The following is a 16,881-nucleotide window of genomic DNA, read 5'->3' as shown; positions in this document are numbered from 1 at the left end:
AATGTAGTTGGGCTTACGCCCTGTGAGACTAGAACGTTGCCAGGCAACAGTGAGAACCTTTCTTTTGGAAGGTTCTTTTTTTATTTATAATAAATTGACTAAAAACATTGTATTTTGTTTTAGATATAGTAGTGGTAATACTTAGCCATGAGAATAAAAATCATGGCTTTTTTTTATTGGAATTTTATAGTTTGAACTTTACTTATTCGATTTATTAATAAAGTATTCAATTAAGAGTGATTTTATAAATTATTAAAGATACCCTACATTTTAAATAGGGTATCTTTAGTTATTATTATTTTTTAGTTCTATGGATATATGGTTTTCTTTCTGCCGGTTTAATCTCACCCATGATAGAATAAATATTATTATTTGTAGCTAACAAGGCATGTCCACAAGGAGCTTCAAAAGGAATTTCTCCTAATTGGTACCAGCGGTTTTCTTTTAAGTTGTAGACTAATTCTTTTTTATTCCACTTATAATCACTTACAGGACGTCTGAAGTATGCATCGCGGTATTTTGCATGATCTTCACCTTGTAATGTTGTTAAGTTAAATACTGCGTCTTTCCAAACATCTTTATTGAAACCACCGATTACTAGAAGTTCGTGGTCGTTTAATGGAGCCCAGTCAGCACCTAGTAGCGATACTTCTTCATTATCGATTACTACATCAGCTAGTTGAGTCCATTCTTTTGTTTCTAAATTTATTTTATATCCATCACTATAAGTTTCACTAGCTCCACCACCGTAAACATATAGTTCATTATTATATACGTAACTTACTGCTTGATTACGTAACTTTCCAGGAAACTCAGAAAATACTTCAAATTTCTTAGTAGCCAAATCATATACATAAAGTTCATTATTGTTTGATCCATTAATAGATCCGATACCAAAGTATAATTTATTTTCATGAACTTTTGCGATAACATTTTCTACAGTAAGTGGTAGTGTATCGATAACTTCTACTTTTAGTTTATTATCTTCTACTGTAAAAGCTAATAAATCTGCTGAAGTTTCGTTTTTAGTTGCAATATAGTATAATGTTTCGTTATAAACAGCACTTGGTCCATATGCTAGAGGATAGTCGTATTGAATTTGATCTAATAAAGTTACTCCATCAGCTGTTTCTTCATACAGATAAACGTCTTTATGATTTACTTTAACTCCTCCATCGACAGGAAGTCCTCCAGGGAAATTAGCCCCACCGCCGAATATAATTTTATTTCCGATTACACCTTTAACTAAACCTGCTGTTCCGATATTTTTTTCGTAGCCTTTTTGAGCTGCTACAGTAGCTATATTTGTCCATTTTAATTGAGTACTCATTTTGGTACCTCCCCTTATTATTTAACAAAAATCAAACGCTTACATTGATAGAATTTTAGAGAGTGGAAGGGATATATTTAAATCCTCTTCCACAAAATATTAATTATTGAAAGTCTGCTTCTTTATCTACTAATACATATACACTAGGATGATTTTTAAGAATAGTACAAGGAACATCTTCAGTAACTTTATCACCTTCTACTAGACTTCTAATAGCATCTTGTTTAGCTTTTCCAAAAGCTAATAGTATAATATTTTTAGCACGCATAATATCCTTAATTCCCATTGTAACAGCTTGTTTAGGAACTAGATTTATATCATTGTTAAAGAATCTAGAGTTTGCTTGAATAGTATCTTCTTTTAAGTCTACAACATGAACACCTGCTTCAAATGATGTACCTGGTTCGTTAAATCCAATGTGACCATTAGAACCAACTCCTAGTAGTTGAACGTCAATATTAGCATTATTAAGTGCTTCTTGGTAAGATTTAAGAGCACCTTCTAAATCTTCAGCACTTGCATCAGGAACATGTGTATTTGCTTTATCGATATCAACATGATCGAATAAATTTGTTTCCATGAATTTATGGTAGCTTTCTGGATGATCGTAGCTAATACCTACATATTCATCTAAGTTGTATGATTTAATATTTTTATAACTAAAATTTCCAGCTTTATAATCAGTTATCATTTCTTCATATAAGTCAGTAGGTGTTGAACCAGTAGCAAGACCTAATGTAGAATTTTCATCGATTAAACTTCTTAAAATTTTATATGCTTCCTTTGAAGCTTCTTTTTTTGAATTAAAAACTAAATATTTCATATTATAACTCCTTATTAATTAATTTTCTTTTTTATAAACTTCTTTACCACGAGCAAATGTTGTTAATACTTCGTAAGCAGGGCTGATTACTACAAAGTCAGCATCATAACCTACTTTAAGTCTACCTTTTCTATCTCCGAAACCTAACATTTCAGCAGGGTTTTTAGTACAAGAGTTAATTGCTGCATCAACAGGAACTAAAGCATCTTCTATTAAGACACGTAGTCCATCTATAACTCTAAGTGTAGAACCTGCTAAACGACCGTCATCACGGTGTGCACTACCATCTTCGTAAATCTCCATGTTTTCTCCACCGAAGATATAAGAACCACGACCACAACCTTTAGCACAAAGAGAGTCAGTAATCATAATTCCATGATCACGTCCTTTTGCAGTGAAGTAGGTATTTAGTGCATCTGTAGTAGAGTGAATACCATCGCAAATAATCTCTCCATAAGCGTCACGAGCACGAAGAGCAAATCCTACTTGACCACCATCACGGTGATGGAAACCAACCATACCGTTATAAACGTGAGTTTGAGATGTTGCACCGTTAGCGAACGCTAAATAACTTTCTTTATAGTTACAAGCTGAGTGACCTAAACTTACACGAATACCTTGGCTTACTAAATATTTAGTAAGTTTATAATCAATATCTTTTTCACATGCGATAGTAATAAGTCTAATTAGGTTTTTACTAGCTTCTTGGAATTTTTTAAATTGTTCTACACTAGGTGTTTGGATACAATTTTTAGGTTGAGCCCCACGTTTTTCTACATCAAGATAAGGACCTTCAAAGTGAATACCTAAAATTTCAGCCCCTTCATAACCTTCTTCATATACTTTTGCAACGTTTGCTACAGCTTTTAGTAGAACTTCTTCAGTTTGAGTGATTGTTGTAGGTAAAAATGATGTTACACCTTCAGAAACGACATTTTTAGTCCAATTACGAAGTCCTTCTTCATTAACATCATTAGTATCATAACCATAAGCACCGTGAGTATGAACATCTATAAATCCTGGTAAAATACGATTAGTCCCAAAATCATAATCAACTTTATCAAATGCATCATAATCATAAACAGCTGTAATTTTTTTACCCTCCACTTCTAAAATTAGAGGAAGAAATTGGCCGCTTGACCAAACTTTTTTACTTTTTATTAACATAATAACACCCCTTTTTATAAAAATTACTTGTTTTAAATTTAATGTGTTAAATCCTCGTTAATTTAATTTTAACACTTTTTAAATAGGTTTGTAAAGTAGAAAAGTAAAAGTTTTCAAAATTAATTTAAAGGTATTTTTATAATTTTATATAACAGTTAAAAATAAAGGTTTTTCACTGAGATAATTTAAGGTGTTATATTAGAAAATAAAGTAAAACACCGTAGTAAATAAAGAAAAGGTAACTTTTTATTATTTATGAGGTTTTATGAGGAAGAGAATTGATGGTATGAAATAAAGAGTTTATAGTTTTTTGTAGGAATAGGTTGTATTTAATGAATAAGGTATTTATAACAATTATCAAAATTTCAAAAAGAAAATAGCATCAGCTAAAAATAAATTATGCAAACTTACAAAAAAGAAAATAATACAAAAATAAATAAATTAAAAGTATAGTTTTCTAGAATATATAAAGTATAAAGATTATCATATAATAATAAATATACAATATACTTACTATTGACTTTAAGTACAAGAGGACTATAATTATATGTAAGAATAAGATTACTGTTTTTTATAGAGGTAATTTTAATTTAACTTATTTTATAAGAGGGTAGAAACATGGATAAATCAAGATTAACATTTCTTGGTGTGATAATAACAATAGGAATAATATTTGGTGATATAGGAACTTCGGTTTTATATGTTATGAAATCATTTGTTCACAATACTGATGCGATGATGAATGAGAGGCTTGTATTAGGATTTGTTAGCTTAATATTTTGGGTAATGACATTACAGACAACTACAAAGTATGTTTTAATAGCGCTTAGAGCTGATAACCACGGTGAAGGTGGAGTATTTTCACTGTTTGCATTAATAAAAAATAGAACAAGACGAAGTGTAGCACTTTTAGCTATGATAGGAGGGGCAACACTACTAGCTGACGGGATAATAACACCAGCAATAACAGTAACATCAGCGGTAGAAGGATTGCATGATATAATACCATCAATAAATACAAATGATGTAATAATACTTGTTCTTATAATATTTATATTTATTTTTTCATTTCAACGATTTGGAACAAAAAAAATAGGATCACTTTTTGGACCTATAATGAGTCTATGGTTTTTATCACTATTTTTCTGGGGGATAAAATCAATAGGTTCAAGACCAGAAGTATTAAAAGCAATTAATCCAAAATACGCATTACAATTATTAATAAATTATCCAGGTGTATTTGTTTTATTAGGAGCAGTATTTCTATGTGTATCAGGAGCGGAAGATTTATATGTGGACTTAGGTCATTGCGGTAGACAGAATGTAAGAATGGCATGGTTTTCGGTTAAAGTTTGTCTACTTGCAAACTATTTTGGGCAGGCGGCATATTTGTTATCAACAAATTATAGTGCCGAAAAAAACCCATTTTTCGCTATAGTACCAGATAATTTCATAGTATTCCAAGTAATACTAGCGACATTAGCAGCGATAATTGCGAGTCAAAGTTTAATCACAGGATCTTTTACATTGATATCAGAAGCGATAAAATTAAATTTATTCCCGAAATTAATAATAAAATATCCGACAGAATTAAAAGGGCAGGTATATGTATCTGCGGTTAATATAATACTATTTATCTGTAGTAGTTGTGTAGTAATATTCTTTAGAACAAGTAGCAATATGGAAGCAGCTTATGGATTAAGTATAAGTATAACTATGTTTGTAACGACGTTGTTACTAAGTATATATTTATATAAAGTGAAAAGAGATAAAGTATTAGCAACGGTGTTTTTAATATTTTTTGGAATAGAGGAACTCTTATTTTTATATGCAAATAGTTTAAAATTTGTAAACGGTGGTTATATAACTGTTATTATAGCTTTATTAATCTTTATAATAATGTTTATTTGGTATAAAGGAACAGAGATAAAAGAACGAGAAAGTCAATATTTAACAGTAAAAAATTATACAAAACAATTACTACAGCTAAGCGTGGATAAAAATGTTCCAAAATATGCGACGAACTTAGTATATTTAACAGGTGCAAAACAAGAAGAAGATGTAGATTATGCAGTACTATATTCTATCTTAAATAAACAACCGAAAAGAGCTAATGTATATTTCTTTGTCCATATAAACGTTATAGATAAGCCGTATAAAAGAGAGTACAAAGTTACTAAATTTAGCGACAAAAAAATATTAAAAATCACCTTTAATCTAGGTTTTAGGGAAAGTCAAAGGGTAAATATGTTTATGCGTCAGGTAATATCTGATTTATTAGAAAATAAAGAGTTAGAATTACAGCCAACGAAATACAATTTAAGAGGAAAAGCAGAAACAGTTGGAGATTTTAGATTTGTTCTAATTGAAGAAGTATTAGGAAATAATAATGGTTTATCATCTTTTGACAACTTCATTATGGGATTAAGATTAAAATTGAAAAAAATAACAGTAACACCAGAAAAATGGTTCGGATTGGATACGAGTGTTATAACAAAAGAAGCGGTACCGCTAAATATAGTAGAGACAAAGGTAAAAAGATTAACTAGAATCAAATAATAAAAAGATCAGGCTTAGAATGAAATAATGCGAGTTTTATTTTAAGTCTGATTTTTTTCTAATAAGAAAAAGGAAGTGACTCAAAAATCACGATTTCGTAGAAATCAATTTTGTCGAATCACTTCCTTTAATGTTTTTATACACTAATTAACAATTAATTGTTTATTTTACGTCTTATAGCAAGACCTATTAAAGTGATTAATCCTAAACCAAAGGCTGCTGTGCTAGTAGTGTTTGTACCAGTGTTTGGTAATGATTTTTCACTTTTAACATCTTCTTTAGTATCAACTTTAACTTTTGGATTTTGACCGAAAGTAGGAGCAGATGCACCTTGAATTTCAGGAAGTTTAGATAAATCATACTCAGGAACGTCAAGAGTAGGAGCTTCTTGACCATTAGTAGCTACTGGACCTGTGTATTCAGGAACTTCATTAACAGCTGGAAGGTTAGCTTCTAAAACATTTAAGTCTTCTAATAGAGCTTCATTATCAGATATTAATGTTTCTAATTTTTCAGCAGTAGTAGAATCAGCTGTTTTTAGTTGTTCTTTCAATTTAGTTATTTCAGCTTTTACTGTTGCTGAATCTAATTTAGTAACTTCATTAACAGCAGCAGTGTTTATAAGTTTAGTTACAACAAAGTTACTAAAGTGACTTGTATTAAAAGTAATATTTCCATCTTTATATGAACTTGGAACTTCATCTAGTGTAGCACCGTTAACATGGTATACTTTTAATTCTTGGTCTTCACCGTTAGCAACTGCAAAAGTAACAGTACGATCCCCTGTAGTTTTCACTTCTTTACCATTTTGTCCAGTAAAGTGAAGTTCTAATGTTCGCACTACAGTTAAATTAGGATTTAGTTTTTTCACTAGAGTTTCTATTTCTTTAGCTTTATCACCTGTAACATCATTAGCGATAAAATCTTTAGCTTGTATTTTAGAACTATTATATTCAACGGAAACTTTTACTCCATCAGCTAATGTACGAGAAAGAACAGCTATTTTTTCTGAATTATCAGTAACAGGTTTAGCTGGAGAACTCTCAGTAGGTTTAGTTGGTGTTTCAACACTAGGAGCTTCAGGTTTAGATTCTACTACAGGAGTAGCCTCAGTACTGTTAGTACCTAAAGGGTTAGTATACTCAATAGGAGCATCAGCAGTAGGAGCAGCTTCTTCACCATTAGTACCTAAAGGCTTAGTATACTCAACAGGAGCATCAGCAGTAGGAGCAGCTTCTTCACCATTAGTACCTAAAGGCTTAGTATACTCAACAGGAGCATCAGCAGTAGGAGCAGCTTCTTCACCGTTAGTACCTAAAGACTTAGTATATTCAACAGGTCCTTCAGTAGTAGGAGCAGCGCTTAGTACTTTAATAACTTCTGTGTATTCATTATATTCATCAGTTAATTGATTAATTGCTTCAGAATAAGCTTGTAATGGTTCGTTAGATTTATCAAAATCAACTTTCGCAGTATCACGAACTTTCTCAATAGATTTCACAATTTTTGTTAATGAATCGACGATAGTTTTAGAAGAACCATTGTCAATTGCTGCTTTAAGAGCTTCTTTAGCTTTTGTTAAAGTAATTTCTTGTTTATCTAGAGTTGCAGCCTTTTTCTCAGCATCAGCTTTGTCTTTTTCAGCTATTTCACTTAAATCATCAATTTCATCAGCTAAGTCGTCAGCTTTATCTTGAAGTTTTTGTAATTCGGTGCGAGAAGCATCAGCTTTTTTAACAGCATCTAATTTTTTAATATCCTCGTCAGCTAGTTTTTTAGTTTCTGTTACAGGAACAGGGGCATCATCTTTAGTTTTATCAGCATTTTCTAAAACTTTAGCCACTTCTGTAGCTGAAATTATTCCTTTTTCAATAGCATTTAGTATGTCTTCTTTACCTATAGCATGCTTAGCTTCTTCAATAGCTTTTTCTTTGTTTTTAATATCAGTTTTTTCATTTATTTTAGCTATTGCTGCTTTTTCAAGCTTATCTAAAGCTTTTTTGATAGCTTCTAAGTTAGTAGTTTCTTCATTTTTAAGTTCTTCAACTTTATCTTTAGCTTTTTTAGCTTCTTCTATAGCGGTAGCTAATTCAGCTTCAGCAGAAGTTTTAGCTTGTTCAGCAGTGATTTTTTCTTGTTCAGCGGTTGTTGAATCATTAGCTTCTTTTTCAGCTTTTTTGATAGCTTCTGTAAGAGTTGTAGTTGCTTCTTCAAGTTTTTTAGTTAATTCAACAACTTTGGCATCAGCTTCTTGTTTTACTTCAGTAGCTTTTTCAACTTCTGTTTTTTCTTTTGGTAAAACAGGGGTAGTCTCAACAGGTTTAGCAGGTTCACTAGCTTCTTTTTCTTTAGCAACTTTTACTGCTTCAAGAGCCGTGTTGTACTCATCTGTTAATTTGTTGATTTCTTCTTCATAAGCCTGTAGAGGTTCATAAGATTTATCAAGATCAGCCTTAGCACTATCACGAGTTACTTCAATCTCTTTTACAACTTTTTCTAGTGAAGAAATAATATCAGAGTTAACTTTGTTGTCTGAAGCTAGTTTAAGAGCTTCTTTAGCTTTTGTTAAAACAGTCTCTTGTTTTTCAAGAAGATCAGCTTTTCTCTCAGCTTCAGCTTTATCTTTTTCTGCAACTGCAGTTAAATCTTCGATTTCTTCTTCTAAGGCGTCAGCTTTTTCTTGAGCTTTTTCTGAAGCAGGGCGAGCTGCCTCAGCTTTTTCAGCTTTATCAATTTTAGTTTTTAACTCAGCAGGAATATCAGTTTTATTACCAGATTGTGCTGCTTCAGCAGTAAAGTCATTTGATTGGGGATTTTTAGCTTCGTCTGCTTTAGCTGTTTCAGCTTGATTATTTAATTCTTTAGCAACTTCATCTAATGTTAATTCTCCATCTTCGATAGCTTTTAATAGTGCAGTTTTACCAATAGTTTCTTTTGCTTTTTCTATAGCTTTAGCTTTATTATCGGGTTGAATTCTACTATCTTTATTGATAGCTTCTTCTGCATCTGTTTCAAACTTAGTCAAAGCTGTTTCAATAGCTTTTTTAGTTTCAGCAGCTTCTTTTCTAGCAGCTTCTTCTTTAGCGATGGCATCAGTTAAAGCTGTAGCAGCTTGAGTAGCTTTTTGTGTAGCTTCATTCAAAGCATCAGTAGCAGCAGTTTTAGCAGCTTCTGCATCAATTTTAGCTTTATTCGCAGTAGCAGCTTCAGCAGCTTCAGTTTTAGCTTTTTCTGTAGCAGTATTAGCAACTGTAGTTTTTTCAGCTACTTTTGTTTCTAATTCAACAACTTTTGCTTCAGCAGTTTTAGCCTCAGCTTCAGCTTGCTTGATTTCTGGATTTGTAACTTCAATCTTAGTAGAGGTAGCAGATTCGTCACTAGCATGAGCCACAGCAACACCAGTAGTCGCAATACCGATACCTACAAGAACAGAAGCAACACCAACTTTAAATTTACGTAATGAATATTTTCTTTGCGTTGTCATAATGTTAATTCTCCTAATTTTTTAATTTTAATATTGTGAAACTATAAATATAGCAATAATTCTAATTATAGTTAAACCATGATGAATAAGAAATTTGTATATAATTAGTGTATCAATACACCTACATTATAGTAGAAGAAATATAGAAAAACAAGCGTTTATGTGATTTAAATAATAGTGTATACCACAAAAAAGGATAAAAAGGAATAGAATATAATTATAAAAAAGAAACACTAAAAGTAGATAAAGAGAAAAATTTTAAACTGATGATAAATATTTGAGGAAAGGATAGTAATAATAAAAATAAGAAAATAGCAATAAATGATATTGATCATCAACATAAAAAAATAGAAATATTAAATTTGTGTTACAAAATTTATGTAAATCAATATTTATAAAAGTATTTGTTAGAAAATGAAATGAATATAAAGTGTATATATAAGGCGAATAAAGTGTGAAAAATAGAAATAAGAAATATAATATAGATCTCAAAAAGTAATAAGAAGCAAAGAAAAAGAGTATGGAAATAACCATACTCTTTAATGTTTTTATACACTAATTAACTTAATTATTTAGCAAGTTTACGTCTTACAGCAAGACCTACTAAAGCGATTAATCCTAATCCAGCAACTGTAGTACTAGTTGAGTTTAATCCAGTGTTTGGAAGAGAACCTTCAGCTTTACCTTCAGCTTTAGCTTCTTCTTTAACTTCTGGTTTTTGACCGAAGTCATTTCCGTTTGAAGGAGCTGTAACGTGTCCTGGAGCTGGAGTTTCATCAGCTGGTAATACTAATGGATCGATTACATTAAGAACGTCTTCCATTTCTTTTTCAGCTTTTGTTAATTCAGCTTTTTTGTCTGCTAAGTCTTTTTCAAGAATAGCTTTTAAATCTTTATCAGTAGCATTTTTAATGTTTTCTTCAAGAGTTGCAATCTCTTCTTTTAGTTCTTCAACTTTGTAAAGGTGGTATTCACCTAAAGCGTAGTTGTAGTCATCAGTTAATTCGTTAATTTCGTTTTTAAGGCTTTCTAAAACAGCTTTTGATTTTTCACTGTGCGCATTATAATCGTTAGTAGCTGTTTCTAATTTGCTTTCTAATTGAGCAACTTTAGCTTTTAGTGTGTTAATTTTAGCGGCAGCTACAGGATCAGTATCTTTAAGAGATTCAACAGCTTTTAATTGAGAAGTAGATTCTTCTAATTCTTCAGTTAATAAATCAACAGTTTTAGCTTTTTCTTGAGCTTCTTCAAGGATTCTTTCAACTTGTTTTTTATCTCTGTCAATTTGTTTCTCTAATTCATCAAGTAAATCTTGTTTTTTAACAGAAGTTGGAAGAAGAGCTTCTTCTTCTTTAGCTGTATTTTCAGCTTCTTTAAGTTTTTTTAATTCATCTTTAGTGAATGTTCTATTTTCAGGAGAAACTGGAGTTGTAGATTGTGGGTTATTTTCTTCATCTATTAGTTTGTTAGCGTCTTCGGCAGTTAAACCAGATTTGAATCCGTCCACAAATGCCTCTCTTTTAGCAGCAGCTTCTTCTTTTAATTTAGCGATAACATCAGCTTTAGCTTTAGCTTCTTCTGGAGAAGTAGTTCCAGCTTTTTCTAATTCAGAAACAGAAGCTGTTAAAGCTTTATCATAGTTAGCTAAGAATTCTTTTTGAGCGGCAGCTTCATTTGTTTCTTTTTCAAGGTTTTTTGCTGTTTCTTCGCGATCTTTTGCAGCTTGGTCAAGAGAATTGTTTAAAGCATCAATTTCTTCTGATGTAAGAGCTGGAGTATTTGCATCTAGTTTAGTAATTTCATCAGCTGCATTAGCTACTGCAGCTCCAGTTGTTGCAATTCCGAATCCTACAAGAACAGATGCAACACCAACTTTTACTTTACGTAATGAGTATTTTTTTGTTGTCATAATATTATCTCTCCTTTATCAATAAATTTAATTTTATATAAAATATGACTATGACCATATTTCTAATTATTTATAAAACTATAATTAATGTAAGAAATATAGATATAATTAGTGTATTGGCAATTGTTATTATACTATATAGAAATATATAATACAAGGGCTTTAGTAAGAAATTTAACATATATATAGTTGTGTAAACTAATTGTAACAAAACTTTTATCAAATATTTTTTTTTAAAATGAATATTTATTTAGTTAAGTTTTTATATAAATGCTGAATTAACAACGTTTATCTTGTTTACATAAAATATAAAAATAACAAAAATAATGATTCTATAGAAAGATTTTATATAATATTATATTAATGTTACATTTTTGTTACAAAAGGTAATTCATAGTTGATTTTTCAAGTTATGTAAGTAAAGAAAATACGAAAACAACTTGAAAATCGCGATTCGAAAGAATGGGATGTCGAGTTATTTCCGTATAGTAAATATATAGTTTTTTTAATAGTTTTCTTCTAGTTTTCTAAATTCATCTCTTGTGTGTTGCGGTAGTGAGCGTCCGTAGTCCATCATTAGAACTATATCTTTGAAGGCGGCTTTAGGAATAGCTAGATGTTCGATATCTTCTACACCTACGTTTAAGTTGATATCATCTGTATGATGTGTTTTTAGTTTTTCTACGAAGTCAGGTTCTGCGACGAACGGTGATGATAGGCCGATCATATCTGCGTGTAATATTGCTTCTTCGCATTTTTCGATAGTGTTTATACCACCTGAGGCGATCAGAGGAAGTCTTCCATTTAAATGTTCATAGACTACTTCATTAACTAGTCGACCGTGATGAGGACCTTCTGCGCGTACTGTATTTAGATAAATGTTTTGTCCCCAACTTGCGATTGCCATGTATGATAGAGGCACTCTTTCTAATAACCAGTCTGTAAGTTGGTTGAATTCTTCAACTGTGTAACCTACTTCTTCTCCGCGTGTTTCTTCGGGTGTAGCACGATAACCGAAGATGAAGTCTTTTGGTGCTTCTTTTTTTATAACCTCATATACTTCTTCGAAAACTTCAAGAATAAAACGAGAGCGATTTTCTAATGTATCTACACCGTACTCATCATGACGTTCGTTAGAGAAAGTAGAGAAGAATGTTTGTAAAAGAAGGCGTTGGGCGCTAGATATTTCTATACCATCAAAACCAGCAGCAATAGCACGACTTGCGGCATGTTTATAATCTTCTTTTATTTTTTTGATGTCTTCTATTGAAAGCGGGTGAACAATATGCTCAACAGGAGAATTAAGTTCCATATAGCTAGGGCCTACAGCGCGTTTATTAGTGGTAACGTAGTGATTAGCAAAGCGTCCAGCGTGAGTTAGTTGAAGGATGGCTTTTGCTCCACCTGACTGCATAGCTTCTGCCATTTTCTTTAAACCAGGAATACACGCATTATCATGAACGCTAAAACCATATTCAAAAAGCTGACCTTCTAAATTGATATAAGCAGCTCCAGTAATTTGAAGAGGTGCTGTGTTTTTTCTGCGTTTTGCATATAGTAGATCTTCTTCTGTGATAAACCCATCTTTGGTAGATGAATTTGTAGTCATAGGAGACAGGACAAAACGATTTTCAAGTTCGATACCATTAGCTAATTTTACAGGTGTTAATAATTTAGATTCCATAAAAAATACCTCATTTAGTAGTTTGCTAACACACATTAAAATAAAAAACTTTATGTAATGAAATTTACATACAATATAGAAGAAATTAGAGAAACACTGTTAAAAAATAAAAATTAAGTGTTAATTATAAAGATAATTAGGGAAATTCTAGCTATATTGGTTTCAAAATAGTGGTGCTAGGAGTGTATACTTTTACTGAAAGTGCAATAAAACAAATTTATAATTTCAGAAAAGGTTTTCTCATAGTTTATTATATCAGAATATTAGTTGGATAAAAAGGTATGATATGAAAAGAATAAGAAAAAGGGGTTAGAACTTTTGTCTAGTTTGTATGTGGTTATTAATCTATACAATAAAAAAGCCAATTGAACAACCACTTCAATTGGCTTTTGTGGTGAAATTTGATAGTCATCTCTCATTCACTTACCTACATTTTAACATACTTCTTTTGTTATTGTCAATTTTTTAATAACTTCAAGCTTTGTATTTTTATAAGAATTTAAAGTAGCGGTGCTATAAATATGTACTTTTAGTGAAAATATGATATAATAAATTCGTAATTTCAGAAAAGGTTTTCTCCTAGTTGGGTATATTTGATTATCAGCTTAATAAAAGATGAGATTTACTAGGAGAATGGGTAATTCTTAAGTAATATTAGAAATTAACTATATAAGAGGAAAATATATGGAACTTAGTATTTTAGATTATGCTATTGTAGATGAAGGAAAGAGTTCGATAGAGGCTATTGAGGAGAGTGTAGAATTAGCTCGTTTGGCTGAAAGGTTGGGGTATAGTCGTTTCTGGATGGCTGAACATCACCAAGTACCTGCTCTTGCGAGTAGCAGCCCGGAGTTATTAATGTTACATCTTCTTCAGAATACAGAAAAAATACAAATAGGATCTGGTGGAATAATGATTCCTCATTATTCACCGTATAAAATTAGCGAATGGATTAAGCTTCTGAGTGCGTTATATCCTGATAGGGTGAATTTAGGAATTGGGAATAATCCTGGAACGAAAGTTGTTCAGAAGTTGATGAATACTACACCTATAACAAGGGAAGAATATAACGAAAGTTGCAAAGAGCTTGTTGATATACTTACTGGAAGTGAGGTTTTTGTACAACCTCCTGAAGCGAAGGTGAATCCAATATGGCTTTTATCAACAAGTGAAAAGAGTGCGAATCTAGCAGCGGAGCTTGGTCAAAATTATGTCTATGGTCTATTCTTTAATCAGGCTGTAGATTATATAGAAACAGCTAAGCGATGTTTACAGGTTTATCGTACTAAGATGCTCGAAAAGCATAGAAATCCGAAAGATGTTGTCGCGGTATTTATAGCGATTGGAGAAGATGAGCAGGAAGCAAAAGATTTGGTACGCTGTTTAGATGTCTGGCTTCTCGGTAAAAAAGAATTTACAGAATTTGATAGATTCCCTAGTATAAAGACAGCTAAAGAGTACGAGATTATCGAAGCGGATAGAGAAAAAGTAGAAAAAAACAGGACGCGTTTAGTTTGGGGTACGAAGGAAACGGTAATAGAAAAACTAAAAAAATTAGTCGCAGAATTCGAATTAGAAGAGTTGATGTGCATACCTTTGGTGCCAACAATAGAAAGAAGAAAAAATATTATTGAGATTTTAGCTAAAGAGCTAATGGGAAAAGAGGAGAAAAATTAATGACTTGGAAGGCGATAGAGTTAGAAGAAAATAATGCCGAAAAACTAGCACAGCTAATAGAAGAAGCTGAGGCTATAGTCATAGGAATAGGAGCTGGAATGTCAGCCGCTGATGGTTTTACTTATATTGGAGAGAGGTTTACGAGTAATTTTAAAGACTTTGTAGAAAAATATAAGTTTTTAGATATGTTGCAGGCGAGTTTGTTTGATTTTCCAAGTTCGCAGGAATATTGGGCATTTCAAAGTCGTTTTGTGTTGTTAAATTACTTCGATCAACCTGTAGGGGCGAGTTATAAGGCGTTAAAAAATATATTACAAGATAAGAACTATCATATTATTACGACAAATGCTGATAATGCCTTTGATGTTGCGGGTTATGATATGGATAAGGTTTTCCATATTCAAGGTAAGTACGGGCTTATGCAGTGTAGCAAACATTGCCATGCGAAGACGTATCAAGATGAAGCGTTAATGCGTAGGCTTGCTGTGGAACAGGAAAATATGGAAGTGGATTATAGATCTATCCCGTTATGTCCAGAGTGTGGTGCACCACTTGAGGTGAATAAAAGAAATGCTGAAAAAGGTATGGTAGAAGATCCAATCTTTTTCGAGCATCTTGACAAGTACAATGAGTTTTTAGAAAATAATCGTGATAAGAAAACATTGTTTATCGAGATAGGGGTAGGATTTACGACACCTCAGTTTATAAAATATCCTTTTTATAGAGAACTTGATAAGAATCCACAGGCGTTGATGATTACTATGAATCAGAAAAAATATCAATTCCCGGAAAGAATCGCTTCAAGGGTGTTATGGTTTAACCAGAATAGTAAAGAGTTAACGCTAGATGTTGAAGAGTTGTTGAAGAAATAGGAGTGACTCAAAAATCGTGATTTCGAGAAACAAGATTTTATCGAGTCACCCCCGCACAGTTTATTAGATATCTAAAAAGCTTTTCTAAAGCGATTTTAGATATCAATAAACCACTGCGTCTATGAGTTCCTATATACACTTTGTTAAAATTTAGGCCTTTTTGGTCAGCTCTGTAATAACTTTTCAGGTAGTGTATGTTAGGCTCATACATAAACTGCGAAAAAATTCGCAATGAGATTTTATAATATTGCAGATTAAATTATAATAAGACTGCAATAAAAAATAACATTAGACAAAAAAAATACATTAACAAAAATTAAAAAATAAAGGAGAATAAATTATGTATTTAATAGAACCAATTAGAAACGGAAAATATTTACCAGATGGAGCGCTAGTAATGGCGATGCAAGTTTACGTACTTAATAATATCGACATCGATGAGACTGTAATCTTCCCATATTACTGTGAACCAAAAGTAGAAATTGGATTATTCCAAAATGCTGAAACTGAAGTAAACCATGACTACATGAAAGAAAAAGATATTATCTTAGTACGTCGTGATACTGGTGGCGGTGCTGTTTATGTTGATAACGGTGCTGTTAATGTATGTTTCTTAATGCCTGGGGATACAGATGTATATGGAAACTACAAAAAATTCTATCAACCAGCAGTTGATGTTCTTCACAGTTTAGGAGCTACAGAAGTTGAACAAAAAGGTCGTAATGACTTAACTGCTCGTGGTAAAAAAGTAAGTGGAGCTGCGATGACATTAGTTCGTGGAAAAATCTATGGAGGATATTCATTACTTCTTGATGTAAACTACGAAGCTATGGTTAATGCTTTAACTCCAAATCGTAAAAAAATTGAATCAAAAGGTATTGAATCAGTAAGAGCACGTGTAATGGGTATGCGTGAATTATTAAAACCTGAATATCAAAATGTAACTATCGACGAATTCAAAGATTTAGTTATTTGTGGATTAATGGGTATTGATGATATTAAAGATGCGAAAAGATATGAGCTTACTGATGAAGATTGGGCTGCAATTGAAAAATTAGCGGATGAAAAATACCGAAATTGGGATTGGAACTATGGAAAATCACCACGATACAACTATAACCGTGATGCACATCTTGCGATCGGAACTGTTGATATTAGTCTAGAAGTTGAAGAAGGACGTATTACAAAAGCGAAAATCTATGGAGATTTCTTCGGAAAGGGTAATGTGCGTGATGTAGAAGAGAAACTTATTGGCGTAAGAGTAAAAGAAGAAGACTTACTAGAAGCATTAGGAAGTATTGATTTAACGTACTACTTCGGAAATGTAGAAGCTAAAGAATTAGTAGATTTAATCTTAAGCTAGTTTTACAAACTAT

The 16,881-nt window shown here is 31.8% G+C and carries 10 protein-coding genes; 4 read left to right on the top strand and 6 right to left on the bottom strand.

Going from position 1 to position 16,881, the window contains the following annotated elements; genetic code table 11:
- Positions 1–295: 295 nt before the first annotated feature.
- From RWQ73_RS06225 to nagA, 3 genes are all read right to left on the bottom strand, one after another.
- Positions 296–1,330 carry a cyclically-permuted mutarotase family protein gene (locus RWQ73_RS06225; protein ID WP_314407382.1) on the bottom strand — a complete coding sequence of 345 codons (1,035 nt, stop codon included), beginning with the start codon at positions 1,328–1,330 and terminating at the stop codon, positions 296–298.
- Between the two features lie 103 nt (positions 1,331–1,433).
- Positions 1,434–2,153, bottom strand: a complete 720-nt coding sequence (gene nagB, locus RWQ73_RS06220; protein ID WP_314407380.1) for a glucosamine-6-phosphate deaminase — start codon at positions 2,151–2,153, stop codon at positions 1,434–1,436.
- Positions 2,154–2,171: 18 nt separating this feature from the next.
- Positions 2,172–3,320, bottom strand: coding sequence for an N-acetylglucosamine-6-phosphate deacetylase (nagA, locus tag RWQ73_RS06215; protein ID WP_314407378.1), 1,149 nt, complete (start codon positions 3,318–3,320; stop codon positions 2,172–2,174).
- Between the two features lie 618 nt (positions 3,321–3,938).
- On the opposite strand from nagA, the gene RWQ73_RS06210 reads away from it, so the two are divergent.
- Positions 3,939–5,879 (top strand): KUP/HAK/KT family potassium transporter, encoded by a 1,941-nt coding sequence (locus tag RWQ73_RS06210; protein ID WP_314407376.1) that lies wholly within the window; start codon positions 3,939–3,941, stop codon positions 5,877–5,879.
- Between the two features lie 154 nt (positions 5,880–6,033).
- On the opposite strand, the gene RWQ73_RS06205 is transcribed toward RWQ73_RS06210, so the two are convergent.
- The 3 genes from RWQ73_RS06205 to RWQ73_RS06195 all read right to left on the bottom strand — a co-directional run bounded on the left by RWQ73_RS06205 (position 6,034) and on the right by RWQ73_RS06195 (position 12,956).
- On the bottom strand, positions 6,034–9,363 hold the full coding sequence (locus RWQ73_RS06205) for an SIALI-17 repeat-containing surface protein (RefSeq protein WP_314407374.1): 3,330 nt from the start codon (positions 9,361–9,363) through the stop codon (positions 6,034–6,036).
- A 568-nt stretch (positions 9,364–9,931) separates the two neighbouring features.
- Complete coding sequence (locus tag RWQ73_RS06200) at positions 9,932–11,272, bottom strand: YSIRK-type signal peptide-containing protein (RefSeq protein WP_314407372.1); 1,341 nt, start codon at positions 11,270–11,272, stop codon at positions 9,932–9,934.
- A 505-nt stretch (positions 11,273–11,777) separates the two neighbouring features.
- Positions 11,778–12,956, bottom strand: a complete 1,179-nt coding sequence (locus tag RWQ73_RS06195) for an NADH-dependent flavin oxidoreductase (RefSeq protein WP_314407370.1) — start codon at positions 12,954–12,956, stop codon at positions 11,778–11,780.
- Positions 12,957–13,640: 684 nt separating this feature from the next.
- On the opposite strand from RWQ73_RS06195, the gene RWQ73_RS06190 reads away from it, so the two are divergent.
- From RWQ73_RS06190 to RWQ73_RS06180, 3 genes are all read left to right on the top strand, one after another.
- A complete protein-coding gene (locus RWQ73_RS06190; RefSeq protein WP_314407368.1) occupies positions 13,641–14,633 on the top strand; it encodes an MsnO8 family LLM class oxidoreductase in 993 nt (330 codons plus the stop codon).
- A complete protein-coding gene (locus RWQ73_RS06185) occupies positions 14,633–15,505 on the top strand; it encodes an NAD-dependent deacetylase (RefSeq protein WP_314407366.1) in 873 nt (290 codons plus the stop codon). The genes RWQ73_RS06190 and RWQ73_RS06185 overlap by 1 nt, the downstream gene beginning before the upstream one ends.
- A 340-nt stretch (positions 15,506–15,845) precedes the next feature.
- A complete protein-coding gene (locus RWQ73_RS06180) occupies positions 15,846–16,868 on the top strand; it encodes a lipoate--protein ligase (RefSeq protein WP_314407364.1) in 1,023 nt (340 codons plus the stop codon).
- Positions 16,869–16,881: the final 13 nt, after the last annotated feature.

Origin of the sequence: uncultured Gemella sp., assembly GCF_963525875.1 — a bacterium.
Classification (GTDB): domain Bacteria; phylum Bacillota; class Bacilli; order Staphylococcales; family Gemellaceae; genus Gemella.
Note: the sequence above shows the minus strand (reverse complement) of the source record. Positions and strands in the feature narration are given on the sequence as shown.